20 protein-coding genes are annotated in these 23,410 nt (G+C 71.8%); 7 read left to right on the top strand and 13 right to left on the bottom strand.

The window, feature by feature from the left end; translation table 11 throughout:
* Positions 1 to 3: 3 nt before the first annotated feature.
* The 5 genes from ACQEVJ_RS12650 to ACQEVJ_RS12630 form a co-directional block, all read right to left on the bottom strand.
* Complete coding sequence (locus tag ACQEVJ_RS12650) at positions 4 to 1,206, bottom strand: ROK family transcriptional regulator (RefSeq protein ID WP_433112678.1); 1,203 nt, start codon at positions 1,204 to 1,206, stop codon at positions 4 to 6.
* An 84-nt stretch (positions 1,207 to 1,290) separates the two neighbouring features.
* Complete coding sequence (locus ACQEVJ_RS12645; RefSeq protein ID WP_433100415.1) at positions 1,291 to 2,538, bottom strand: sugar ABC transporter permease; 1,248 nt, start codon at positions 2,536 to 2,538, stop codon at positions 1,291 to 1,293.
* Positions 2,535 to 3,311 (bottom strand): ATP-binding cassette domain-containing protein, encoded by a 777-nt coding sequence (locus tag ACQEVJ_RS12640; protein WP_433100413.1) that lies wholly within the window; start codon positions 3,309 to 3,311, stop codon positions 2,535 to 2,537. The genes ACQEVJ_RS12645 and ACQEVJ_RS12640 overlap by 4 nt, the downstream gene beginning before the upstream one ends.
* A 190-nt stretch (positions 3,312 to 3,501) precedes the next feature.
* Positions 3,502 to 4,623, bottom strand: a complete 1,122-nt coding sequence (locus ACQEVJ_RS12635) for a sugar ABC transporter substrate-binding protein (RefSeq protein WP_433100411.1) — start codon at positions 4,621 to 4,623, stop codon at positions 3,502 to 3,504.
* A 372-nt stretch (positions 4,624 to 4,995) separates the two neighbouring features.
* Complete coding sequence (locus ACQEVJ_RS12630; protein WP_433100409.1) at positions 4,996 to 5,721, bottom strand: sulfite exporter TauE/SafE family protein; 726 nt, start codon at positions 5,719 to 5,721, stop codon at positions 4,996 to 4,998.
* An 87-nt stretch (positions 5,722 to 5,808) separates the two neighbouring features.
* Here ACQEVJ_RS12630 and ACQEVJ_RS12625 point away from each other — a divergent pair, with 87 nt between their 5' ends.
* Positions 5,809 to 6,144 carry a type II toxin-antitoxin system PemK/MazF family toxin gene (locus ACQEVJ_RS12625; RefSeq protein ID WP_433100407.1) on the top strand — a complete coding sequence of 112 codons (336 nt, stop codon included), beginning with the start codon at positions 5,809 to 5,811 and terminating at the stop codon, positions 6,142 to 6,144.
* Positions 6,145 to 6,333: 189 nt separating this feature from the next.
* On the opposite strand, the gene ACQEVJ_RS12620 is transcribed toward ACQEVJ_RS12625, so the two are convergent.
* The gene (locus tag ACQEVJ_RS12620; protein WP_433100405.1) at positions 6,334 to 9,108 is read right to left on the bottom strand and encodes an aconitate hydratase; all 2,775 of its coding nucleotides are present in this window, start codon (positions 9,106 to 9,108) and stop codon (positions 6,334 to 6,336) included.
* A gap of 260 nt (positions 9,109 to 9,368) precedes the next feature.
* Positions 9,369 to 10,091 carry a metal-dependent hydrolase gene (locus tag ACQEVJ_RS12615; RefSeq protein ID WP_433100403.1) on the bottom strand — a complete coding sequence of 241 codons (723 nt, stop codon included), beginning with the start codon at positions 10,089 to 10,091 and terminating at the stop codon, positions 9,369 to 9,371.
* A gap of 357 nt (positions 10,092 to 10,448) precedes the next feature.
* Between ACQEVJ_RS12615 and ACQEVJ_RS12610 the strand changes: the two genes are divergently transcribed.
* The 3 genes from ACQEVJ_RS12610 (at position 10,449) to ACQEVJ_RS12600 (ending at position 12,959) form a co-directional block, all read left to right on the top strand.
* Complete coding sequence (locus tag ACQEVJ_RS12610; RefSeq protein WP_433100401.1) at positions 10,449 to 11,210, top strand: PadR family transcriptional regulator; 762 nt, start codon at positions 10,449 to 10,451, stop codon at positions 11,208 to 11,210.
* Between the two features lie 2 nt (positions 11,211 to 11,212).
* Entirely contained in the window at positions 11,213 to 11,947 is a 735-nt protein-coding gene (locus ACQEVJ_RS12605) for a DUF1707 SHOCT-like domain-containing protein (protein WP_433100399.1), read from the top strand.
* 382 nt (positions 11,948 to 12,329) lie between these two features.
* Complete coding sequence (locus ACQEVJ_RS12600) at positions 12,330 to 12,959, top strand: DUF6879 family protein (RefSeq protein ID WP_433100397.1); 630 nt, start codon at positions 12,330 to 12,332, stop codon at positions 12,957 to 12,959.
* Positions 12,960 to 12,982: 23 nt separating this feature from the next.
* Here ACQEVJ_RS12600 and mug read toward each other — a convergent pair whose 3' ends face one another.
* The gene (mug, locus tag ACQEVJ_RS12595; RefSeq protein WP_433100395.1) at positions 12,983 to 13,513 is read right to left on the bottom strand and encodes a G/U mismatch-specific DNA glycosylase; all 531 of its coding nucleotides are present in this window, start codon (positions 13,511 to 13,513) and stop codon (positions 12,983 to 12,985) included.
* 9 nt (positions 13,514 to 13,522) lie between these two features.
* Positions 13,523 to 13,894: a DUF4267 domain-containing protein gene (locus ACQEVJ_RS12590; protein ID WP_433100393.1), complete on the bottom strand. Its 372-nt coding sequence runs from the start codon at positions 13,892 to 13,894 to the stop codon at positions 13,523 to 13,525.
* Positions 13,895 to 13,982: 88 nt separating this feature from the next.
* Here ACQEVJ_RS12590 and ACQEVJ_RS12585 point away from each other — a divergent pair, with 88 nt between their 5' ends.
* The gene (locus tag ACQEVJ_RS12585; RefSeq protein ID WP_433100391.1) at positions 13,983 to 14,573 is read left to right on the top strand and encodes a TetR/AcrR family transcriptional regulator; all 591 of its coding nucleotides are present in this window, start codon (positions 13,983 to 13,985) and stop codon (positions 14,571 to 14,573) included.
* An 81-nt stretch (positions 14,574 to 14,654) separates the two neighbouring features.
* Here ACQEVJ_RS12585 and ACQEVJ_RS12580 read toward each other — a convergent pair whose 3' ends face one another.
* The gene (locus tag ACQEVJ_RS12580) at positions 14,655 to 15,251 is read right to left on the bottom strand and encodes a TetR/AcrR family transcriptional regulator (RefSeq protein ID WP_433100389.1); all 597 of its coding nucleotides are present in this window, start codon (positions 15,249 to 15,251) and stop codon (positions 14,655 to 14,657) included.
* Positions 15,252 to 15,358: 107 nt separating this feature from the next.
* Between ACQEVJ_RS12580 and ACQEVJ_RS12575 the strand changes: the two genes are divergently transcribed.
* Entirely contained in the window at positions 15,359 to 16,939 is a 1,581-nt protein-coding gene (locus tag ACQEVJ_RS12575) for an MDR family MFS transporter (protein WP_433100387.1), read from the top strand.
* A gap of 135 nt (positions 16,940 to 17,074) precedes the next feature.
* Here ACQEVJ_RS12575 and ACQEVJ_RS12570 read toward each other — a convergent pair whose 3' ends face one another.
* Genes ACQEVJ_RS12570 through ACQEVJ_RS12560 form a run of 3 tightly spaced genes read right to left on the bottom strand, consistent with a single transcriptional unit; the run spans position 17,075 to position 22,128 of the window.
* Positions 17,075 to 19,573: a polynucleotide kinase-phosphatase gene (locus ACQEVJ_RS12570; protein ID WP_433100385.1), complete on the bottom strand. Its 2,499-nt coding sequence runs from the start codon at positions 19,571 to 19,573 to the stop codon at positions 17,075 to 17,077.
* Positions 19,570 to 21,153, bottom strand: coding sequence for a 3' terminal RNA ribose 2'-O-methyltransferase Hen1 (locus tag ACQEVJ_RS12565; protein WP_433100383.1), 1,584 nt, complete (start codon positions 21,151 to 21,153; stop codon positions 19,570 to 19,572). The genes ACQEVJ_RS12570 and ACQEVJ_RS12565 overlap by 4 nt, the downstream gene beginning before the upstream one ends.
* 57 nt (positions 21,154 to 21,210) lie before the next feature.
* Complete coding sequence (locus tag ACQEVJ_RS12560; protein ID WP_433100381.1) at positions 21,211 to 22,128, bottom strand: LLM class F420-dependent oxidoreductase; 918 nt, start codon at positions 22,126 to 22,128, stop codon at positions 21,211 to 21,213.
* Between the two features lie 92 nt (positions 22,129 to 22,220).
* Here ACQEVJ_RS12560 and ACQEVJ_RS12555 point away from each other — a divergent pair, with 92 nt between their 5' ends.
* Positions 22,221 to 23,360 (top strand): hypothetical protein, encoded by a 1,140-nt coding sequence (locus ACQEVJ_RS12555; protein WP_433100379.1) that lies wholly within the window; start codon positions 22,221 to 22,223, stop codon positions 23,358 to 23,360.
* The last annotated feature ends 50 nt before the right edge of the window (positions 23,361 to 23,410 follow it).

Raw genomic sequence — 23,410 nt, 5'->3', positions numbered from 1 at the left:
CCCTCAGGGGGCGACCCGCGACAGCGCTTCGAGGGGGTCGGCGAGCACCTGGCCGAAGGCCAGTTCCGCGGCCCCCATCAGCGTCGCGTCGTCACCCAGGGCCGAGGTGCGCAGCCGCGCCTGCTCCCGCGTCGCGCGCAGGGTGCCGGTGGCGATCCGGCTGCGCACCTGGGCGGCCGAGCCCAGGTAGATCTCCCGCAGGATCCCGCCGAAGACGACCATCTCGGGGTTGAAGATGTTCACCAGGCTGGCGACGCCGAGCCCGAGCCAGTTCCCCACGTGGGCGAGGGCCTCCTGGGCCATCACGTCGCCCCGGTCGGCGGCGTCCACGACGGCGCGGACCGCGTCCCTGCCGATCATCTCGCCGTACCGGCCGGCGTGCTCCATCAGGGCCGGCTCCCCCACCTCGGCCTCCAGGCAGCCGCGCGAGCCGCAGGCGCACGGGCGGCCGTCCGGGTTGACCACCATGTGGCCCACCTCGCCGCCGTACCCGCCGTACCCCCCGAGGAGCTGGCCGTTCACGATGATGCCGCCGCCGATGCCCACGTCGCCGTGGAGGTAGACCAGGTCGCGGCAGCCGGCGCCGATCCCGCGGGTGTGCTCGGCGAGCGCGCCGAGGTTGGCCTCGTTGCCCACCGCCACCGGCAGTCCGAGCGCGAGCCGCTTCGTCAGCTCCTCCCCCAGCGGCACCTCGAACGCGCCGATGTTCGGCCCGATTCTGACCACGCCGTCGGAGGCGCGGACCACTCCGGAGACCGCCGCCGCCGCGCCGACGCAGATCGTGTCGTCGCGCGTCTTGCGCCGCATCTGCCGGGCGAAGCCCGCCAGCGCCCCCACGACCTGCGCCATGTCGAACGGCCCGCGCACCCGCACGGTCTCGCGGCGGTCGAGGATCACGCCGCCGAGGCCGATGCGCGCGGCGGCCAGCCGGTCGACGCCGACCTCGAAGGCGAGCACGTAGACGCGGGCCGTCTCCGGGCGGACGACCAGCGACGGCCGTCCCGCCCGGCCGGTGTCCTTGGGCAGCTCCTCCCTGACGAGGCCCGCCGCCGTCAGGTCCGCCGTGAGCGCCATGATGGTGCTCCGGTTCAGCCCCATCAGCGAGGTCAGCTCGGCCCGCGAGGTCGGCCCTCCGAGATGGACGTGCCGCAGCAGCGTCCCGAGGTTGTGCTTGCGGATCTCCTCCTGTGAGGGACCGGCGCGCATCATCGGGGCAGCCTCGGATTCCGTGGGGTCGGGGGAACCTGAGCAGGTCAGGGGTCGGAGATCACCTTATCGGTCCCGATCACGTCATCTTCTGCCGGTCGCCGCCGCGCGCTTCCTCGACAGCGCGTCCACGCCCGCGGCGAGCAGGAGCACCGAGCCGGTCACGACGAACTTGACGCCGGCGCTGTAGCCCATGAGGCCCATGCCGTTCTCGATGACCGCGACCACCGCGCCGCCGAGCAGCGCGTCGAGCGCCCGGCCCTTGCCGCCGAAGAGGCTGGTGCCGCCGATGACGGCCGCGCCCACCGCGAACAGCAGCACGTTGCTGCCGCCGGTGTTGGGGTCGACCGAGTTGGCCCGGGACGCCGCGATGATGCCGCCGATCGAGGCCATGAAGGAGCAGATGACGAAGGCGGAGATGCGGATGCGGTCCACGTTGATGCCGGCCCGGCGGGCGGCCTCGGCGTTGCCGCCGACCGCGTAGATGTGCCGGCCGTACGCCGTGCGCCGCAGCACGAAGGTCCAGACGATCAGCAGGATCACGATCAGCGGGACGACGATCGGCACGCCCTTGAGCGACACGAGCGCCGCGTTGCGGCTGCGCTCCAGGTTGAGCACGTACACCGCGACCCCGGCGACCACGGCGAGCGTCACGACCCGGGCGGCGATGACCGTGATCGGTGTAGCGACCAGGCCGCGGGCCACGCGGCGGCGCGCCTGCAGGAACTGGATGGCGGCGTACGCGGCGACGCCCACGACCAGCGCCACCCAGCCGGCGACCGGCGGGACGTTCTTGTTCGCGATCGCGAGGATCGTCTCGTCGCGGATCGAGATGTTGGTGCCGTCCTTCACCAGCAGCAGCACGACGCCCTGGAAGGCCAGGAACGCCGCCAGCGTGACCACGAAGGACGGAATGCCGAGCTTGGCCACCAGGGACCCGAGCACCAGGCCGATGAGCGCGCCGGTGACCATCGCGGCCAGGACCGCGAGATACCAGGGCCAGCCCTGCAGGGTCAGCAGCACGGCGAGCACCGCCGCGCAGACACCGCTCGCGAAACCGGCGGACAGGTCGATCTCGCCGAGGAGGAGCACGAAGATCAGGCCCATGGCGATGACGGCGACCGCCGCGCCCTGGGTGAACAGGTTGGCGAAGTTGACCGCCGACAGGAAGGCCGGGCGCAGGACCGAGAAGACCACGCAGAGGATGACGAGGCCGAAGACCGCGGGCAGCGCCCCCAGCTCACCGCCCTTGACCCGCTCGATGTAGCCCTTGACGTGCACGCCGAGCGCGGAGTCGGCGTTCTCCTGCTTGGGGAGCGTTTCGGTTGTCATGATGCCGCTCCGTTGCCGTTCTTGAGCCCGAGCTCCCCGCTGCGCCCGGAGGTGATCAGTTCCACGACCTGCGCGTGGGTCACTTCGGATGCCTTGACCTGCGCCGCCATCCGGCCGAGGTACAGCGCCGCGATCCGGTCGGACACGGCGAAGACGTCGTTCATGTTGTGGGAGATGAGCACCACCGCGAGACCCTTGTCGGCCAGGCGGCGGACCAGCTCGAGCACCTGGGCGGTCTGCGCGACGCCGAGGGCGGCGGTCGGCTCGTCGAGGATGACGACCTTGCTGTTCCACAGCACGGCCTTGGCGATCGCCACGGTCTGCCGCTGACCGCCGGACAGGCTGGAGACGTGCTGGCGCAGCGACTTGACGGTGCGGACCGACAGGCCGGCCAGGGTCTTGGCCGCCATCTCCTCCATCATGTCCTCGTCCAGGACCAGACCGCTGCGGCGCTCGCGGCCGAGGAACATGTTCTGCACGATGTCGAGGTTGTCGCAGAGGGCGAGGTCCTGGTAGACGATCTCGACGCCCAGCGCCGCCGCGTCCCTGGGCCCGCTCACGTGGACCCGCTCGCCCTCGAAGAAGTACTCGCCCGAGTCGATCGGGTGGATGCCGCCGATGCACTTGACCAGCGTCGACTTGCCGGCGCCGTTGTCGCCGACGAGTGCTGTCACCTCACCCGGGTGGGCCGAGAAGGCGACGTCGTGAAGGACCTGCACGGGGCCGAAGCTCTTGTTGATGCCGCGCAGTTCCAGGATCGGTCCCTGGGACACGATGGGCTACTCCGTAGATCGATGGGGCCGGTACGGCGCCGTTCTCCGGGCCGCCTCTCGTCGCTCCGGGCGGTGCGGGGCGCCCTGTGCCCTTCCGGGACAGGGCGCCCCGCACGGTGCTCGTCGCGGCTCAGCACGTCACCCGCTCAGGGGGTCCGCGTCGCCGTACGCACCCGGTGGGTGGATGGGCTTAGCTGACGCCGGCCTCGGTGCACTTGTCGGCGAACTCGCCGGTGCACAGCTCGTCCTTGCTCACGAAGCCGTCGGCCACGACGTCCTTGACGTTGTCGAAGAAGATGGCCTGGGGCTCCAGCAGCACGGAGGGGACGTCACGGTTGCCCTCGGTGTCCTTGACCGAGCCGCTCGCCTGCGGCTGCTCGCCCTTGGCCAGCGAGACGGCGAGCTGCGCGGCGGCGTCGGCCTCCTTCTTGATGGCCTTGTAGACCGTCATGCACTGGTCGCCGGCGAGGATGTTCTGCAGGCCCTGCACGGTGGCGTCCTGGCCGGTGACCGGGACCTTGCCGTTCAGCTTCTGCTTCTTCAGCACGGAGATGGCGGCGTTGCCGAGGCCGTCGTTGGCGGCGAGGACACCGGCGATCTTCGGCTCCTGGGTCAGCATCTGCTCGAAGATCGTGCCGGCCTGGGTGTTGTCCCAGTCCGGAACCGACTGGTCCGGGCCCTTCTTGTAGTCGCCGGAGTCGTACTTCGGCTGCAGCACGCCGTCGTAGCCCTGCTTGAACAGCGTGGCGTTGTTGTCGGTCGGCGAGCCGTTCAGCTCGGCGACGATCGGCTTGTCGGCCTTCTTGTCGGTCAGGCACTTGACCAGGCCCTCGCCCTGCAGCTTGCCGACCGCGGTGTTGTCGAAGGACACGTAGTAGGAGGCGCTGCCGCCGAGCGTGAGGCGGTCGTAGTCGATCGTCGCCACGCCCTGCGACTTGGCCTTGTCCAGCACGGCCTTGCCGGTGCCGCTGTCCAGGTTGACGATCATCAGGACGGTCGCGCCGTTGGTGATCATCTGGTCCGCGATCGTCTGGAACGCGGTCTTGTCGCCCTGGGCGTTCTGGATGTCGTACTGGACGCCCGCCGTCTTGAACGCCTCCTCCAGGTACTTGCGGTCGGCGGTCTCCCACCGGGCGGAGGACTTGCTGTCCGGCAGGATGACGCCGATCTTGCCGGGCTTGGCGTCGCCGGCGGCGGCCGAGGGGGCGCCGCTGGACTCCGCGGAGGTGTCACCGCTCTCGCCCCCGCAGGCGGTGAGACCGAGGGTGAGCGCCGCGGCGGCGGCGCCGATGCTGAGGATCCCCTTGCGCATGATGCGTGGGTCCTTTCTTTGGCTGGGGGTCTATGAGGGGGTGCGGCCGAGCTCGTGGCCACCCGGTACGGCAGAGCCGGGTCACGGCGTTCACCGCTCCAGGGAATGTTGTTTGAGACAACGTAAGCCCAAAGCCCAGGTGGTGAAAGACACAGGACGGTAACGTTTGTTGTTCGCGGTAACAATGAAGAAACGCACGATCGACATCGGCCGGCGGTCCCTCCCCGCCGTCCCGGCGGGGGGTCGTGACGTGTTCGTGGTCCCGGGACCCCTGCCGTGGGCAGGGACGACGTGCCGGTCTCACCGGCGTGCTCGCGGGCGTGGCGGCCGGGTCGAGTGCGGGAGTCGATCCGCCTGACGGCTTCGCCACGCTCAGTGGGCGAGGCTCTGCCCGAGCAGCGCGCAGGCGGAGACGGCGGCCACCGCCAGAACGGCCGTACGGACCCGCCCGCCGTCGAGGTAGCGGCGCAGCGGCCCCGATGCCGCGAAGCCGAGCAGGACGAAGGGCACCAGCGCCGCCCCGGCGGCCAGGGCCCGCCCCGGGAGCCTGTCGAGGACGGCGAGGATGACGAGCGACTGTGCGGCGCTCAGGCAGAAGAACATCGCGAGCGTCGCCCGGATCTGCGGGCCGCGGGCGCTCTGGTAGACCAGGGCGATCGGCGGGCCGCCGATCCCGGTGGCCGTGCCGGTGATCCCCGAGAGGAACCCGGCGGCCGTCAGCGTCGCGCCGTTGCGCGGCACGGCGACGGCGCGGGCCGTCAGCACGACCGCGACCAGCACCATCACGCCGACCAGCACGCCGAGCGTCGCCGTGCTCACGTAGACGACCACGAGGGCGCCGATCGCACTGCCCGGCAGCCGGCCCAGCAGGGCCCACCCCGCTCCCCGCCACTCGGCCCTGCGCCACTCCCTGGCCAGGGTGAACAGCGGCATCGCCATGTTGACGACCTGGACCGCGCCGGGCATCACCGTCGGGTCGAGCAGCGTGATCAGCGGGGAGGCCACCAGGCCCAGCCCGAACCCCACCCCGCCCTGCACCACCGCCCCGATGAAGACCGCCGTTCCCCCGATGAGCAGCAGCGCCACGTCGTGATCCATGGCCGGACCCTAGCGACGTCCCCCACCGCCCCGGCAACCGGTTATCCGGCCCCCAGAACTCGGACAATCACCGCCGAAAGGAGTTCGATGCGGATAACCCGCGGTGACCTGTGGCTGGCCGACTACGGTCAGCCGCTGGGCCGTGAGCAGGGCGGGCCGAGGCCTACGGTGGTCATGAGCGGCCGCGTGATCAACGATGTGCCGGTGGGCCTGGTGCTCACGGTCCCACTGACGACCACGCAGCGTGGCTGGCCCAGCCATGTCGAAATCGACCCGGGCACGGGTTTGGCGAAGCAGAGCTGGGCGATGGTAGAGCAGTTCCGTACCATCTCCGTGCAGCGGCTGACCAGGAGAATCGGCTGGGTGGAGGAGGCCGCGCTCGCGAAGATGCGCGCCGTCCTGAGCCGACTCATCAGGGCGTAGGCGAGCCGCGAACCGATTGCAGCCCCTCCCCCGTGCTCCGAGGACGGGACCGGGAGGTCCTCGTACCGCGCGGCGAGGACTCCGGCCCTCTACGGGCGACGCTTCCGGCACAGAGCCGGGCCGGCGGCCCGGTGGTCGACCGGGCCGCCGGTTCGCGGCGGACGCGCTGTCAGCTCGTCGCGAGCCTCGTCAGCTCTTGGCGAGCAGGGAGCGCAGGACGTACTGCATGATGCCGCCGTGGCGGTAGTAGTCCGCCTCGCCGGGCGTGTCGATCCGCACCACGGCCTGGAACTCGACGTCCCCGGCCCGCACGGTGACGGTGGCGGGGGTCGAGCCGGTGTTCAGCTCCTCGACGCCGGCGATGTCGAAGGTCTCCTCGCCGGTCAGGCCCAGCGAGTCGGCGCTCTCGCCCTCCGGGAACTGCAGCGGCAGCACGCCCATGCCGATCAGGTTCGACCGGTGGATGCGCTCGTACGACTCGGCGATGACGGCGCGCACGCCGAGCAGCGCGGTGCCCTTGGCCGCCCAGTCACGCGACGACCCCGAGCCGTACTCCTTGCCGGCCAGGACGACCAGCGGGATGCCGGCGGCCTGGTAGTTCTGCGACGCGTCGTAGATGAACGCCTGCTCCCCGCCCGTGGTGAAGTCGCGGGTGTAGCCGCCCTCGACGCCGTCGAGCAGCAGGTTGCGCAGCCGGATGTTGGCGAACGTGCCGCGGATCATCACCTCGTGGTTGCCCCGGCGGGAGCCGTACGAGTTGAAGTCCCTGACCTCGACGCCGTGCTCGCGCAGGTAGCGACCCGCCGGGGTGTCGGCCTTGATCGAGCCCGCGGGCGAGATGTGGTCGGTGGTGACCGAGTCGCCCAGCTTGGCCAGGACCCGGGCGCCCCGGATGTCCGTCACCGGCTCGGGCTTGGCGGGCATGCCGTCGAAGTACGGCGCCTTGCGGACGTACGTCGACTCGGGGTCCCACTCGAAGGTGTTGCCGGTCGGGATCGGCAGCGACTGCCAGTGCTCGTCACCCTTGAACACGTCCGCGTAGTCGCGCTGGAACATGTCCTGGCTGATCGACTCCGACACCACCGCCGCGACCTCCTCGGGCGCGGGCCAGATGTCCTTGAGGAAGACCGGCTGTCCGTCGGAGCCGACGCCGAGCGGCTCGTTGTTCAGGTCGACGTCCATGCTCCCGGCCAGCGCGTACGCCACCACGAGCGGCGGCGAGGCCAGGTAGTTCATCTTGACGTCGGGGTTGATCCGGCCCTCGAAGTTGCGGTTGCCCGACAGCACGGCGGTGACCGCGAGGTCGTTCTCCTGGACCGCGGCGGAGATCTCCGGCTCCAGCGGGCCGGAGTTGCCGATGCAGGTGGTGCAGCCGTAGCCGACGAGGTTGAAGCCCAGCTTGTCCAGGTAGGGCTGGAGGCCGGACCGCTCGAAGTAGCCGGTGACGACCTGGCTGCCCGGGGCGAGCGAGGTCTTCACCCACGGCTTGCGCGACAGGCCCTTGTCCACCGCGTTCTTCGCCAGCAGGGCCGCGCCGAGCATGACGTACGGGTTGGACGTGTTCGTGCAGGACGTGATCGCGGCGATCGTGACGACACCGTGGTCGATCTCGAACGACGTGCCGTCCGACATCGTCACGGGCGTGGGCCGGTGCGGACGCTCGCCGTTACGCCGCACGGCGTGGGGCACGTCGCCCGCTCCGCTGTGGGAGATCGCCGGCGAGTCCGACGCCGGGAACGACTCGGCGGACGCCTCGTCGGCCGGACCCTCGATGCATTCGTCCGTGACGTACGTGCGGACCGCCGCGCGCCAGGCGGACTTGGCGTCCGCCAGCGGGATGCGGTCCTGCGGGCGCTTGGGCCCGGCGATCGACGGGACGACGGTCGACAGGTCGAGTTCGATGTACTCGCTGAAGGCGGGCTCGGGTGCCGAGGGGTCGAGCCACAGGCCCTGCTCCTTGGCGTACGCCTCGACCAGCGCGACCTGCTCCGGCGAGCGGCCGGTGAGCTTCAGGTAGTCGATGGTCTGGCCGTCGATCGGGAAGATGGCGCAGGTGGAGCCGAACTCGGGGCTCATGTTGCCGATCGTGGCGCGGTTGGCCAGCGGCACGCTGGAGACGCCCTCGCCGTAGAACTCCACGAACTTGCCGACCACGCCGTGCTTGCGCAGCATCTCGGTGATCGTGAGCACGAGGTCGGTCGCGGTGGCGCCGGCCGGCAGCTTGCCGGTCAGCCTGAAGCCGACCACCCGCGGGATCAGCATCGAGATCGGCTGGCCGAGCATCGCGGCCTCGGCCTCGATGCCGCCGACGCCCCAGCCGAGGACGCCGATGCCGTTCTCCATGGTGGTGTGGGAGTCGGTGCCCACGCAGGTGTCCGGGTACGCCTTGCCGTCGCGGGTCATGACCACGCGGGCCAGGTGCTCGATGTTGACCTGGTGGACGATGCCGGTGCCGGGCGGGACGACCTTGAACTCGTCGAACGCCGTCTGGCCCCAGCGCAGGAACTGGTAGCGCTCACGGTTGCGCTCGTACTCCCGCTCCACGTTGCGCACGAAGGAGTCGGGGTGGCCGAAGAAGTCGACGATGACCGAGTGGTCGATGACCATCTCGGCCGGCGCGAGCGGGTTGATCTTCGCCGGGTCGCCGCCCAGGTCGCGTACGGCCTCGCGCATGGTGGCGAGGTCGACGACGCAGGGCACGCCGGTGAAGTCCTGCATGATCACGCGTGCGGGAGTGAACTGGATCTCCACACTCGGCTGGGCGTTCGGGTCCCAGCCCGCGATGGCGCGGATGTGGTCGGCGGTGATGTTCGCGCCGTCCTCGGTGCGGAGCAGGTTCTCCAGCAGGATCTTGAGGCTGTACGGGAGGCGCGCCGACCCCTCGACGGCGTCCAGCCGGTAGATCTCGTATGACGCGTCACCGACGCGCAGCGTGTCACGGCTGCCGAAGCTGTTCGCGGACACGAAGTTCGCCTCCCCAGGGTCCGGGCTTGTCACAGGTTTCGTGTGCATCCTCCCGCACGCATGGGACACTCCTGACAATTAGGTTGCCCTAACCTGTGCGGGTCGGCGGATGTCTCGACGTCAAGATATCGCTCAAGATATCTCGACATCAAGTTACTAATGGGTAGGCCGGCGGCCATAGAGCTGACGTCGGCAAACAGCCGGATTTTTCGGCTTTCGGGAAGTTCCTGCGGACGCGCCGACCGCGGGCGCGTCCCCGCTCAGGCGGGCATGAGCCGCAGGCAGAACAGCGCGATCACCACGATCGACAGGGCGGGGCCGACGAACTGCTTCTCGAACGCCTTGCCGGTCTTGATGCCGATGTCCCACGGCAGGAGCCAGCGCCCCTTGATCGGCCATAAGACGGGGCAGCCGCGCTCGGTCAGGCAGTCGCCGATCAGGTGCGCCAGGCAGCCGACCCCGATGGCCAGCCCCAGCCAGGAGTAGGTGACCCCCAGCGTCATGAAGGTGAGGAACAGCCCCGCGGTGAGCCCCACGTTCACGACCGCGGAGGTGAGCGTCTTGCCGGGCACGCCGATGCCCACGGCGCGGATCGCCAGGCCGATCATCAGCACGACCAGGATGTCGCGGCCGATGGCGTAACGGTCGCCGAGCAGATGCGCGCCCACTCCGGTCAGGACACTGAACAGCAGCGAGTGGGTGGCGTGCCGGTGCCCGCCGCTGACGAAGTTCACGCCCTTGCTGAGCAGCCAGGTCACCGGTCCGAACGTCTGGGCGATCGTGGCGTTGGGGTGATCGAGATCGGGCAGCATGGCCGCGCCCGCGCACACCACGGCGCCCGCGACGAGCTCGGGCGGGGTCAGGATCGGCCCCGTCATCGTCGCCAGCTCCGGATGTCCCAGCGCGTCCGGCAGCGCCACCAGGGCCGGCGCGACCGCCAACCACACCGCCGCCCCGCTGAGGGCGTGCGAGTGCCCCATCATGTCAAGATCACGCTTTGAGACTCTACGGCAAAGCACCGACAAATTCCGCGAAGCGCCCACCCGCCCAGGTGCGTGTCGCACCCCACCGGCACGACCAGCGGCGGGAAGGTGCCACGCGACGGCGACCGGAAAAGACAAAGACGGGATCGTCCCGCTCCAAGAGCACCCCCCAGCCCTCTCAGAGCAGAACGATCCCGTCTTCGTGAGAGATAACGCTACGGTCTCGGGGCCTGTTCCCCCTACTCGAAAAACTTCCGCGTGAGCTATGTCACTCTTACCTGGGGATTGTCGCAAGAACGCTCGCGATATATCGTTGAGCCATCGAGAACGAATCGTGAACCATAAGGGGGCACTGCGATGAGTTCGGCACACGCGGTCGGCGGGCCCTGCGCCCACACGGAGTTCGGACATCGGTTCAGACACGAGTTCAGGCACGAGATGCGCCGTCACATGCGGCGCGCGCTGCGCGAGGCGTTCATGAAGGGGGCAGTCATGTGGCACCAGGAACATCACGAGGGCGGGGGCCCTCACGAGCACCGGCACAGGGGCGGCATGCGGGGGCGCGGCCCGTGGGGCGGATTCGGGCCCGGCGGCCCGTTCGGGCCGCCGTGGGCGGGCGGCAACTTCCCGTTCGGCCCCCGGGGCTTCGGACGGCCCAGGAAGGCCAAGCGCGGTGACGTGCGGGCGGCGATCCTCGCCCTGCTCGCCGAGGAGCCGCGCAACGGCTACCAGATCATCCAGGAGATCGCCGAGCGCAGCCAGGGCGGATGGAAGCCCAGCCCCGGCGCGGTCTACCCGGCGCTGCAGCAGCTCACCGACGAGGGCCTGGTGCGCGCGGAGGAGACCGACGGGCGCAAGACGTTCCAGCTCACCGAGGCCGGGCGCGCCTACGTCGAGGAGCACGGGGACGAGGTCCGGGCGCCCTGGGAGGAGATGACGCCGGACATCGGGGACAACGTCCACGAGCTGTTCGACCTGTCCAGGCAGGCCGCGTCCGCGCTGTTCCAGATCGCCCACTCGGGCTCCGAGGGGCAGGTCGGGCAGGCGAGGCAGGTCCTGACCGAGACCAGGCGGCGGCTCTACCAGATCCTCGCCGACGGCGACCCAGTGGAGGAATGACGATGGTCTCCCCCGACGAGCCCGCCGCCGGCGGCGCACGCCCCTCCCGCGGCGGCGACCACGCCCAGTCGAGCGGTTCGGCACACGGCGCGTCCGCGCCCGGCGGGCTGCGGATCGGCGACCGGGAGCGCGACGAGGTGACGCGACTCCTGCACGACGCGTTCGCACAGGGCCGCATCACCCGCGAGGAACTCGACGAGCGCCTCGACGCGACGCTCTCGGCGCGCACGGCCGAGGACCTGCGGCGGGTGACCGCCGACCTGCCCGGCGCGTGGCAGGGCGACGCCTCGGACGGCGGCCGCCGGGCCGGTGACGCGCGAGCCGGGGGCCTGTGGGGCCCGGGCTTCCCGTCCCCCGGCGTGCCCGGTTTCCCGGGCTCCCCGACAGGCACGCGCCCCGGGCCGTACGGCGGGCCGTGGGCGGGGGCCGGCATGTGGGGCCGCCCCCCGGGGCCGCCCTGGGCCCGGGGGCACTGGCACCCCCACGGTCCGGCCTGGGGCCCCCACCCTGCCGCTCGCATGGCTGGTCACAGGGCCGCGATGCGTCCGATGAGGGGCGGGCTGCCGCTGGTCGCGATCGCCGGCGTGGTGTTCCTGACCGTCGCGCTGGTCTCGGGGGTCGCCTGGCCGTTGTTCGTGGTCCTCAGGCTGCTGTTCGTCGCCTGGCTGGTCTCGGCCGTCGTGGGGCTGATCCGGCACCGTCAGCGCATGCGGCGCTACGGGCCGGGACACCGCTGAGCGGCGGGTCTCCGCGCTCCCCCGGCCGCCGTACGTAACGCTCTGGGCGGCCGGGGATTTGGGTCTTGACCCGGGGTCGGGAGCGGCCAACGATCGACATGTCGCCCTCGGGGGAGAGTTTGCGGCCACGCCGACGAACGGAGGGTGAGATGAAGCCGGCCGAGCCAGAACCCGAGGTGGTGCAGGAGACCGAAGGAACGGCGGGGACAAGGCAGATCAGGATCAGATTGCTTGACGCGGCCGAGACGGCCGTGTGCAGCAACTCGACGGGGAACTGACTCACCAGACGTCCGCGGAAGACCCACGCGCGCCACGATTCCAGATCCGGGCCGGAGCCTGGCGCGCTCCGACCAGCGATTCGGCTTCGGCCGAAGGAGACTTCATGCCCGGAGAAGCGTTCGAGCACGTCAGACAGGCCGCGGGAGAGGTACTTCCCGCGGCGGAGTACCGGACCGAGCTCTACGACCACCTACGCCGGATCGAGGGCGTGGTATGGAAGCTGGAACGCGCCCAGCACTTCCACGAGCCCGACACCCCGAGCTGGGTCGCCATGATGAGCGGAGACTGGGACCGGTCGCTCGCGCTGATGGACGAGATGCGCTTCGCCGACGACCTGCCGCCCCGGGCGGAGCTGCGCCGGCTGCGGATCGTCGAGATGCCGCCGACGCCATACCTGCAGTGGGAGATCGTCCTGCTCGCGGCGCGCACGCGGGCGGGCGAGCGGGCACGGGCGCTGCACGCCCGGTCCGTACGCCACCTGGAGAGCCGCGCGCCGCTGCCCGAGCTGCTGATCCTGAACCGGGACCTGATGTACGAGGTCCTCTACGACGAGATCGGCGCCCATGTGGGCGGACGGCGGGTCACCGACACCCGGGTCATCGAGGGCTGCGCCCGAGCCGTCGCCGAGCTGTACGCCGACGCCGAGGACATGGTGGCCTTCCACGACCGCGAGGTGGCGCACCTGCCTCCGCCGATCGCCCGGCGGATCCTGTCCCGCCCCGGCCACCCCTGACCCGCCGCGTACGCTCCGCCGCCTCAAGGGCGTAGACGGGCCATCTCGGCCGCGATGGCGTCCAGCCTCCAGTGGGCGTTCAGCCCGCTGGGGTTGGGCAGCACCCACAGCGCCGTCCCGCCGACCGTCTCCTCCTGCGGGCCGATCCGGGCGGCGGGGCGCGCGAAGGCGACGCGGTAGGCCGACACCCCCGCTATCGCCAGGACGCGGGGGCGGACCTCCGCCACCAGCCGCGCGAGCCGCGCGCCGCCCTCGCGGAGCTCATCGGGGGCCAGTTCGTCGGCCCTGGCGGTCGCCCGGGCCACGATGTTGGTGATGCCCAGCCCGTACGACGGGAGCAGGTGCTGCTCGGACGGCGCGAGCCTGCGCGGGACGAGACCGGACAGGTGCAGCGCGGGCCAGAACCGGTTGCCCGGCCGGGCGAAGTGGTGACCGGTCGCGGCCGAGTAGAGGCTGGGGTTGATCCCGCAGAACAGCACGTCGAGCCCGGGGCCGAGCACGTCCTCGATCGTCGCGTTCCTGGCCGCCTCGAGGTCGGCCTTGGTGGGGGCCATGCCGTGATGCTAGACGGCGAAGAGCAGGGCGGCGCTGATGAGAATGACCACGGCGGTCGCGAAGTGGATGCCGAACGCGACCGCCCGGGTGCCGCCGTTGCGCAGCACGATCAGGGTGTCGCCCAGGGGTATCAGGGCGACGATCAGCATGAACCAGGCCTCGGCGCGGGCGCCGGCGAAGGCCAGCAGGGCCAGGCCCAGCAGCCCGTAGCTCCCGTCGCGCAGGCCCTTGATCGTCAGGTAGGCGACATCGCCGTCCTTCTTGGCCGGGACGCCGTAGCCGGCGGCCGCGGCGTGGGGCACGAGCAGGAAGCGGGCTCCGATGAGCAGGACGAGCAGGTTGAGAGCGACGGCGAGGCCGTACGCGATGGGGGTGAGCATGTCTCTCTCCGAGAACTAGCAGCGCTAGGAACAAGAACGACGCTAGCAGAGCATTGCGATAAACACTAGCGCTGCTAGAATTCCAAGCATGTCTATCCAGTCGCGCAGGGAGCGCGAGCGCGCCGAGCGGGAAAAGCTGATCATCACGGCGGCCCGCGAGCTGGCCGAGGCCGAGGGCTGGGACGCCGTGACGACGCGGCGGCTGGCCGAGCGGGTCGAGTACAGCCAGCCGGTGCTCTACAGCCACTTCAAGGGCAAGGACGCGATCATGGCGGCCGTCGCCGTGGAGGGCTGCGCCGACCTGGCCGCGGAGTTGCGCGCGGCCCGGACCGCGGCGCCGGACGCCCGCCGCGCCATCGCCGACGTGAGCGCGGCATACGCGGCCTTCGCCGACCGGCGCCCGGCGCTCTACGACGCGATGTTCAGCCAGATCGTCGCACTGCCGTTCGCCACCCCCGAGGCCCCGCCCGCCCTGCACGCGGCCTTCGGCGAGCTGGCCGAGGCCGTCCGCCCTCATGCGGGCGGCGACGACCTGCCCACGCTGACCGAGACCTTCTGGGCCGCCCTGCACGGCCTGGTGACCCTCACGCGGGACGGGCGGCTCCCGCGCGAGCACCACGACCTCAGGCTCGCGCTGCTCCTGGCCCGCTTCACGGGGCGGGCCGGGCCCGACGAGTAGGCCCGAGGCGGTCGCCGGGGCCCAGCGAAAAGACCGGGGCCCAGCGGAAAAACCGGGGGGCGCAGCCGAAAGGCCGGGGGCTCAGCCGAAAGGCCGCGCCACCTCGTCGAGGGCCTGCTCCATGATCTGGGAGAGCGGGCGGGCCTCCTGCTCCTCGATCCAGACGTGCGTCGCGATGCGCAACGCGACGAGGAAGGCCGCGGCCATGATCCGGCACTTCAGGTCGGCGGCCGGCTCTCCCGCCCCGTCGCGGTCGGAGATCGCCTGGACCAGTTCCCGTTCCAGTGCGGCGTGGTTGGCGAGCTGCCGGGCGAGCAGGGACGGATGCCGCTTGGTGAGCGAGGTGCGCACCGCCCACTCCCGGTCGGGCTCGCCCACGTCCTCCAGCTCTTCGCGCACGGCGCCGCGCAGCGCCTGCCAGCCCGACTCCACCGCCGGCCGTTCGCGGACCGCCCGCACCAGGGACCGGACGCGCTCCTCCTCGCCGTACAGGAGGGCGTCCTCCTTGCTGCCGAAGTAGTTGGAGAAGGTCCGGCGCGAGATGTTGGCGGCCTCCACGATGTCGTCGACGGTGACGTGGTCCAGCCCGCGTTCCACGGCGAGCCGCAGCGAGGCCTTGTGGATGGCCTGCCGCGTCTCGGCCTTCTTACGCTCGCGCAATCCCGCCGTCGTCTCCATGGTGCGCTCAGCTTAGCCGCTGAAACATTGCCCACCGGGCAAAGTTGCTCACTGGGCATGTATCGTTGAGTGGTAATCCCCTTCGACACTCGCATTGGAGGCTGCGCGTGAGCGCACCCACGCTGCCGGAGACGGGGGCCAAGAGCCACCGGCAGATACTCGAAGCGCTGAGCGGCCTGCTCCTCGTCCTGTTCCTCGCGATGATCAGCAGCACGATCGTGTCGGTGGCGCTGCCGCAGATCATCGGCGCGCTGAACGGCACCCAGTCGCAGTACACCTGGGTGGTCACCGCGGCCCTGCTCACCACGACCGCCTCGACCCCCATCTGGGGCAAGCTGGCCGACCTGTTCAGCAAGAAGCTGCTGCTCGAGGTCGCCATCGGCATCTTCCTGGTCGCCTCGCTGGCCTGCGGCTTCGCCCAGAACACGCCGATGCTGATCGCCTTCCGCGCGCTCCAGGGCCTGGGCATGGGCGCGCTGCAGATCCTGGTGCAGGTGATCATCGCCGCCATGATCAGCCCGAAGGAGCGGGGCAAGTACAACGGCTACCTCGGCGCGGTCATGGCCGTGGCCACGGTCGGCGGCCCGCTGCTGGGCGGCCTTATCACCGACACGTCCTGGCTGGGCTGGCGGTGGTGCTTCTTCCTGCCGATCCCGTTCACCGCGATCGCGCTGATCGTCCTGCACCGTACGCTCGACATCGTCTCGGTCCGCCGTCCCGGTACGTCCGTGGACTACCCCGGCGCGCTCCTCATCGCCGCCGGCGTGAGCATCCTGCTCGTCTGGATCACCTTCGTCCGCAACTCCTTCGACTGGATCTCCTGGCAGACCTTCGCCATGGTCGGCGCCTCGGTCGTGCTGCTGGGCATCGCCGTCTGGGTGGAGTCCACGGTCCGCGAGCCGGTCGTCCCGCTGCACGTCATCCGGCGGCGCACCCCGGCCCTCGCGATCCTCGCCAGCCTGGCTGTCGGCATGGCCATGTTCGGCGGCGCGGTCTTCCTCGGCCAGTACTTCCAGATCGGCCGCGGCTACTCCCCCACCGAGGCGGGCCTGCTCACGATCCCGATGATGCTCGGCGTCCTCGTGTCGTCCACGGTCTCGGGACGGATGGTGTCCCGCAGCGGGCGGGTCAAGCCCTACATCCTCGTCGGCTCGATCGTGCTCACGCTCGGTTTCGTCGCCCTGTCCATGATCGACCACGAGACCTCGCTGGTCTTCGTCGGCGCCGGGATGCTGGTGGTCGGCGCCGGCGTCGGCATGTCCATGCAGAACCTGGTCCTGGCCGTGCAGAACACCGTCCCGCTGCGCGAGCTGGGCGCGGCCAGCGGCGCCATCACGTTCTTCCGCTCGCTGGGCGGCACGATCGGCGTCTCGGTTCTGGGCGCGGTGCTGGCCAACCAGGTCACCGAGAACATCGCCACCGGCCTGACCAAGTCCGGCATCCGGGTGCCCGCGTCCCAGAGCGGTAGCGGCAGCCTCAACATGGGGGCGCTGCCCGAGCCGATCCGCACCATCGTGCGCGCCGCCTACGGCGACGCCACGGGCCACATCTTCCTGATCTCGGCCTGCATCGCGGTCGTCGGCATCCTCGCCGTGCTGTTCCTCCCGCAGGTGCGGCTGCGCGACAGCGTGGACCTGGCCGAGCCGGCCACGGGAGCGGACGCGCCCGCCGCGGCCGAGTCCCGCTGAGCCCCTGCCCGATGAACCCTGCCCAATGAGCCCTGTCAGCTGAACCCTGTCAGCTGAACTGGGCCCCCTGAACCCGGCCCCCGGGTACGGCTCCCGTTGCGTGAGCGGGAGGCCGCACCCGGGGGCCGTCCGGTCTCACAGACGGGGATCGACCGGCTCGGACTCCAGCGCGAGGACGGCGAAGACCGCCTCGTGGATCCGCCACAGCGGCTCGCCCTCGGCCAGGCGCGTCAGCGCCTCCAGGCCGAGCGCGTGCTCCCGCAGCGCCAGCGACCGCTTCCTCCCGGTGAACCTGCGCCGCAGCACGTCGAGCGACTCGGTGTAGTCGGGGCCGTAGATGATCCGCAGATACTCACGGCCGCGCACCTTCACGCCCGGCTGCACGCGTCCGCCCACCCTGCCGTCGGGGTGGGCGGCCGGTTTGACCACCATGCCCTCGCCCCCGGCCTCGGTCAGCGCCGTCCACCACGCGACCGCCGCCTCCCGCTCCTCCGGCGAGTCGAGGGAGACGAAAACGTGACGGGTCGGCGTGACGAGCGGGGAGTCCATCAGGCCGAGCGTCTTCAGGTGCCACTCGTGCGGCTCCTTCACCGCCGTCGCCCTGCCCTCGCAGGCGAGGACCTGGAACGGCGCGAGCCGTACGCCGTCGAGGCCCGACACCGGCCAGCAGTAACGGGCATAGGCGTCGCGGAACCGGGCAGCGTTGTGGGCACGGCGGCGGGTGCGGTCGAGCAGAGCGCCTACATCCAGGCCACGTCCCGCCGCCGACTCCAGCGCCGCGACCGCCTCGGGCAGCGCCACCCGGGCGGCCGCCCCCACCGAGGCGTACTGGTCGCGGATCAGTCCCTCCGCCTTGGCCGACCACGGCAACAGCTCGCAGTCGAGCACCACCCAGTCGGTCTCCAGCGCGTCCCACAGCGGCGCGGCCGCCTCGCGCAGCCGGTCCACCAGTTCCGGCAGGCGCTCGTCGAAGAAGGGCCGCCCGGTGCGGGTGTAGACGCTGCCCGTCGTGCCGTCGGCGATGCCGAAGCGGCGGGCCGCGGCCTCCGGCGTCCGCGCCAGCACGGCGATCGCCCGCGAGCCCATGTGCTTCTCCTCGCACACCACCCGGGTCACCCCCGCCCGGGCGAACTCGTCGAACGCCTCGGCCGGGTGCTCCAGGTAGCCCTCCAGCGCGGAGGTCTCCGGCGGGGCCATGGTCGGCGGGAGGTAGACCAGCCAGCGCGGGTCCACGGCGAACCGGCTCATGATCTCCAGCGCGGCGCGGGAGTTCTCCTCCGCGATCCTGATCCGGCCGCCGAACCGCGTCTCCACGAAGCGGGTGCCGTCCACGTCGCCGATGTCCAGCACTCCGGGGTCGCGGGCGGGGGTGGCCGCGGCCAGCGGCCGCACCGGCTCGTACCAGACCTTCTCGGCCGGGATCGAGACGAGCTCGCGCTCGGGGTAGCGCAGGGCGGTCAGCCGCCCACCGAAGACCACGCCGGTGTCGAGGCAGATCGTGTTGTTGACCCACTCCGGCTCGGGCACCGGGGTGTGGCCGTAGACGACCATGGCCAGCCCCCGGTAGTCGTTCGCCCAGGGGTAGCGCACCGGCAGGCCGTACTCGTCGGTCTCCCCGGTCGTGTCGCCGTACAGGGCGAACGACCGCACCCGCCCGGAGGCCCGCCCGTGGTAGGCCTCCTTGAGCCCGGCGTGCGCGACCACCAGCCTGCCGCCGTCGAGGCGGTAGTGGCTGATGAGACCGTCCATGAACGCCCTGGCCGCCTCGCGGAACTCCGCGGGCTCGGCCGCCAGCTGCTCCAGCGACCGCTCCAGGCCGTGCGCGACCCGCACCTTGCGGCCGTCGAGGGCCCGGACGAGCTTCTGCTCGTGGTTGCCGCACACGGACAGGGCGGTCCCGGCCTCGACCATGCTCATGACCAGCCGCAGCACGCCCGGCGTGTCCGGGCCCCGGTCGACCAGGTCGCCGACGAAGACCGCCGTACGCCCCTCGGGGTGGACGGCGCCGTCCGGCCCCACCTCCCAGCCGAGCTTCACCAGCAGGGACTCCAGCTCGGCCCGGCAGCCGTGCACGTCGCCGATGATGTCGAACGGCCCGGTCAGGTGGGTCTTGTCGGTCCACGCCTTCTCGTACGTGACGGCCACGTCGTCGATCTCGTCGCCGCGCAGGACGTGGACCCGGCGGAAGCCGTCCCTGCCGATCTTGCCGAGCGACCGGCGCAGTTCCTTGCGCTGCCGGGCGATCACGTGGGAACCGAAGGCCCGGTCGGGGCGGGACGCGTTGCGGTCACGCGCCACCTCCTCCGGCACGTCGAGCACGATCGCGTCGGCCAGCACGTCGTGAGACCTCGCCAGCTCGATGAGCTTCTTGCGGGCCTCCCACTGCACGTTGGTCGCGTCCACCACCGTCAGCAGGCCCCGCCGCAGGCGGATGCCCACGATGTGGTGGAGCAGCTCGAACGCCTCGGGTGTGGCCGTCTGGTCGTTCTCGTCGTCGGAGACCAGGCCCCGGCAGAAGTCGGACGAGACGACCTGGGTGGGCGCGAAGTGCCGGGCCGCGAACGTCGACTTGCCGCTCCCGGAGATGCCGACGAGCACCACCAGCGACAGCTCCGGCACGCTGATCTCGGTCACGGCCGCTCCTCCTTCCTGCTGAAGACCGCCATCTGGGTGGGCGGGCCCACCTCGGGGTCGTCCTCGCCGACCGGCCGCAGATCGGCCGTGTATCCGTACGTCTCACACACGCCGGCCACCCACCGGGCGAACTCCGCCCGGCTCCACTCGAACCGGTGGTCGGGGTGGCGCCGCGCCCCCGCGAGCAGCTCGTACCTGACGTTGTGCTCCACGTTGGGCGTGGTGACGATCACGTGTGCGGGCCGCGCCGTGCCGAAGACCACGCGTTCGAGTGCGGGCAGCCGCGGCGGGTCCACGTGCTCGACGACCTCCATCAGCACCGCGGCGTCGTACTCGGCCAGGCGCGCGTCGGTGTACGTCAGCGAGCCCTGGAACAGCTCCAGCCTGGCCCGCTTGGCGTCCGGCATCCGGTCGGTGCGCAGGCGGCGGTTGGCCAGCGCGAGCGCGCGGGCCGACACGTCCATGCCGGCCACCCTGGCGAAGACCGGCTTGGCCAGCAGCGCCGACAGCAGCTGTCCCGAGCCGCAGCCGAGGTCGAGCACGGTGCGGGCGCCGGCCTCCTCCAGCACCGCCACGACGGCCTCCCGACGCAGCGTGTTCAGCGGCACCCGCTCCTCACCGGCCCCTTCCGCGCGATCACCGTCCGGGCGCGGAGTGGCGTCGCTCGTGTGGCCGGGCTCGGCAACGCCGGACTCGGCCTGCCCGGCTCCGTCGACGGGCGCGGCTCCGTTGAACGGCCCGGCTCCGTCGACCGGCGCAGTTCCGTCGACCGGCGCGGCGGAGGCGGGGGCCTCGGCGCCCGGCTCCTCCTCCACCGGCGGGTCCAGGCTCTCCTCCACGTCGTCGCCGAGCTCGGCGAGACGGGCGAAGGCGGTGCGGGTGAGCGCCCACCGCCGGCCGAGGTAGCGGCGGGTGATCAGCCCCTTGTCCGGATGGCCGGCCAGCCAGCCCTCTCCCGCGCGGACGAGCTTGTCGACCTCGTCGCCCGCCAGCCAGTAGTGCTTGGCGTCGTCCAGCACCGGGAGCAGGACGTACAGGTGGTTGAGCGCGTCGGCCAGGCGCACGTCGCCGCGCAGCGCGAGCCGTACGTACCGGGACTCGCCCCACTCGGGGAAGCCGGGGTCCAGCGGCACGGCCTCGGCCCCGACCTCCCAGCCCAGCGGCCCGAACAGCCGGTGCGCGAGATCGGCCCCTCCCCGGCACGGCAGCGCGGGCAGGCCGATCTCCAGCGGGATCGGCCCGTCCGCGAGGTCCTGGCGGGAGGCGCACCGCCCGGTCCGCGCCGTGCGGAACACGTCGGCGAGCGCCGACGCCAGCAGCGAGGACGCGGCGTACGGCCGGTCGTTGACGTACTGACCGAGGGAGAAGTCGGGCGAGGACGAGCCCCGCGAACGGGCCAGCCGCACGGGGTCGACCTCCAGCAGCAGCGCCGCGGTGCACCGGTCCTCGCCCGCCTCGGGGTAGAAGACCCGCGCGGTGCCGAACGACTGCTCGAACTCCTGCACCCGGTCGGGGTGCTTGTGCAGGAGGAAGCCGAGGTCCGTGGCGGGCCGCAGGGTCGTCGAGATCGTGAGGAGCACCCGGCAAAGTGTGCCGGATGCCCCCTTCGACCGGCTATGGCTTTTCAGACCTGCGGCTCAGATGTGCGGCAGCACCTCGGCCGCGATCAGCTCCAGGTGCTCCAGGTCGTCCAGGTCGAGCACCTGCAGGTAGAGACGCTCGGCGCCCATCTCGGCGAACCGGCCGATCTTGTCCACGATCTCCTGCGGCGTGCCCGCCAGCCCGTTGACCCGCAGCTCGCCGACCTCGCGGCCGATGTTGGCGGCCCGCCGGGCGATCTCCGCCTCGTCCCGTCCCGCGCAGACGACCTGCGCCGCCGACAGCAGGACGGTCTCCCGCCCCACGGCGTCGCACGCCTGCCTGACCCGGTCGAAGGCCGCGGCGGTGTTCTCGGGGAGGTGGAACGGCACGTTGTACTCGTCTGCGAACCGCGCGACAAGACGCGGCGTCCGCTTGGCGCCCCCGCCGCCGATGATGACGGGCGGCCGGGGCCGCTGCACCGGCTTGGGCAGCGCCGGGGAGTCGGCCAGCCGGTAGTGCGCGCCCTCGAAGGAGAACGGCTTGGCCGCCGCCCACAACCCGGTCACGATTTCGAGCTGCTCCTCCAGGCGCTCGAACCGCTCGCCCAGGGAGGGGAACGGGATCCCGTACGCCGTGTGCTCCTCCTCGAACCAGCCGGTGCCGAGACCCAGCTCCACACGGCCGCCGCTCATCTGGTCCACCTGGGCGACGCTGATCGCGAGCGGGCCGGGCAACCGGAACGTCGCGGCGCTCACCAGCGTGCCCAGCCGGATGCGCGAGGTCTCCCGGGCGAGACCGGCCAGGCTGATCCACGCGTCGGTCGGGCCCGGGGCGGGGTCGCCGTCGCCCATCCGCAGGTAGTGGTCGGACCGGAAGAACGCGTCGAACCCGAGCCGCTCGGCCGCCTGCGCCACCCTGAGCAGATCGTCGTAGCTCGCCCCCTGCTGGGGTTCGGTGAAGATCCTCAATTTCATCCGTCCATTATCCCCGCCCCCGTGTCCGCGGCTTGCTAGAGTGCGAGCCGCCTGTGCGCAACGTGTTCGCATCGCAACTCAGGGTGGTGAGCGTGGACTCCGCACGTCATTCCCGCGAAGCGGGCCGCCCCCCGCGCTCCCTCGTCCTCCTGGCGTCGGCCGCGCTCGTCGCGGGCACCGGCGCGGCGCTGTGGGCGCTGCCCGCCGCCCCGGCCGGCGGCTGGGGCGCGACGCCCGGGGTCAAGCCCGGCGCCACGGCCACGCCCACCGGTGAGCGGTCCCCGGCCTCCGCGACGCCGGAGACGCTGGTCGCCGCGCGTCAGACGGTCACCTCGCCCGCCCCGCCCGGCGCCGCTCCCCCCGCCGACGAGCCCGCGGCGCGTTACCGGGGCTTTCTCGACGCCGCCGGGGAGCCGCACCCCGAACTGCTGGACGCGGGCGTGCGTTCGTTCGCGATGGGCCACGTCGTCGCCGGCCCGGACGGCTGCGCTCCCCACTGGGCGGGGGTGCGCCCGCGGGGCGGGGACTCGGTCTCCGCGCGGATCGCACGGCTGCGGGCCTACGGAGGCGAGGTGTGGCCGGCGTTCGGCGGGCCGTACGGGCAGGAGCTGTCGGTCGCCTGCGAGAACCCGGCCCGGCTGCTCGCGGCCTACCGCCACGTCGTGACGGTGCTCGACCCGCCCGGCGTCGACTTCGAGGCCGGCGGGTCGGGCGGGCTCGCCGCCGTCCGCCGCCGCGCCGCCGCCATCGCCCGGTTGCAGCGCGAGGCGCGAACGCGCGGACGCCCGCTGCGGGTCACGTTCACGCTTCCCGCCTCCCGGCGCGGCCTGGAGCCCGCCGATCAGGAGATGCTGCGGGCGGCGCGAGAGGAGGGCGCGGAGATCGAGTGCGTCGGCCTGCTCGTGCCGATCGCCTCCGGCGTCTCCAACCTCCACGACCTGGCCGTCGCGGCGCGGGCGGCGCGCCTCCAGATCGCCGCAGCGCTGGACGTGCCGCCCGACCGCGCATGGCGGCGCATGGGCCTCGCGCCGGTCCTCGCCGACGCCGGCGACCTCGGCGTCGGTGAGGCCGGGCGGCTGGCGGCGTTCCGGGCCCGCAACGGCCTCGGCTGGCTGTCCGTGCGGGGTGCCCGCCCCTCCGAGCAGGTGCTGCGGATCCTCACGGGGACGGCGTCACCGGCCTCACGCGTCACGAGATCGCATCCCGTGCCGGACGGCTACCCCACCCCCTGACCGGCCCCCGTCGCGTCCCGGCCTCGCCCGTCGCGCACGCGGCGCCGGGA

Source organism: Microbispora sp. CA-102843 (assembly GCF_050936215.1).
GTDB lineage: Bacteria > Actinomycetota > Actinomycetes > Streptosporangiales > Streptosporangiaceae > Microbispora.
The sequence above is the reverse complement of the archived record's forward strand: the minus strand, read 5'-3'. Positions and strand labels throughout refer to the sequence as shown.

Bases quoted from the DNA above. Each gene is read 5' to 3' on its own strand.
- ACQEVJ_RS12650 (WP_433112678.1), bottom strand. From the start codon at position 1,206: ATGCGCGCCGGTCCCTCACAGGAGGAGATCCGCAAGCACAACCTCGGG.
- ACQEVJ_RS12645 (WP_433100415.1), bottom strand. From the start codon at position 2,538: ATGACAACCGAAACGCTCCCCAAGCAGGAGAACGCCGACTCCGCGCTC.
- ACQEVJ_RS12635 (WP_433100411.1), bottom strand. From the start codon at position 4,623: ATGCGCAAGGGGATCCTCAGCATCGGCGCCGCCGCCGCGGCGCTCACC.
- ACQEVJ_RS12630 (WP_433100409.1), bottom strand. From the start codon at position 5,721: ATGGATCACGACGTGGCGCTGCTGCTCATCGGGGGAACGGCGGTCTTC.
- ACQEVJ_RS12625 (WP_433100407.1), top strand. From the start codon at position 5,809: ATGCGGATAACCCGCGGTGACCTGTGGCTGGCCGACTACGGTCAGCCG.
- ACQEVJ_RS12615 (WP_433100403.1), bottom strand. From the start codon at position 10,091: ATGATGGGGCACTCGCACGCCCTCAGCGGGGCGGCGGTGTGGTTGGCG.
- ACQEVJ_RS12610 (WP_433100401.1), top strand. From the start codon at position 10,449: ATGAGTTCGGCACACGCGGTCGGCGGGCCCTGCGCCCACACGGAGTTC.
- ACQEVJ_RS12605 (WP_433100399.1), top strand. From the start codon at position 11,213: ATGGTCTCCCCCGACGAGCCCGCCGCCGGCGGCGCACGCCCCTCCCGC.
- ACQEVJ_RS12600 (WP_433100397.1), top strand. From the start codon at position 12,330: ATGCCCGGAGAAGCGTTCGAGCACGTCAGACAGGCCGCGGGAGAGGTA.
- mug (WP_433100395.1), bottom strand. From the start codon at position 13,513: ATGGCCCCCACCAAGGCCGACCTCGAGGCGGCCAGGAACGCGACGATC.
- ACQEVJ_RS12590 (WP_433100393.1), bottom strand. From the start codon at position 13,894: ATGCTCACCCCCATCGCGTACGGCCTCGCCGTCGCTCTCAACCTGCTC.
- ACQEVJ_RS12585 (WP_433100391.1), top strand. From the start codon at position 13,983: ATGTCTATCCAGTCGCGCAGGGAGCGCGAGCGCGCCGAGCGGGAAAAG.
- ACQEVJ_RS12580 (WP_433100389.1), bottom strand. From the start codon at position 15,251: ATGGAGACGACGGCGGGATTGCGCGAGCGTAAGAAGGCCGAGACGCGG.
- ACQEVJ_RS12560 (WP_433100381.1), bottom strand. From the start codon at position 22,128: ATGAAATTGAGGATCTTCACCGAACCCCAGCAGGGGGCGAGCTACGAC.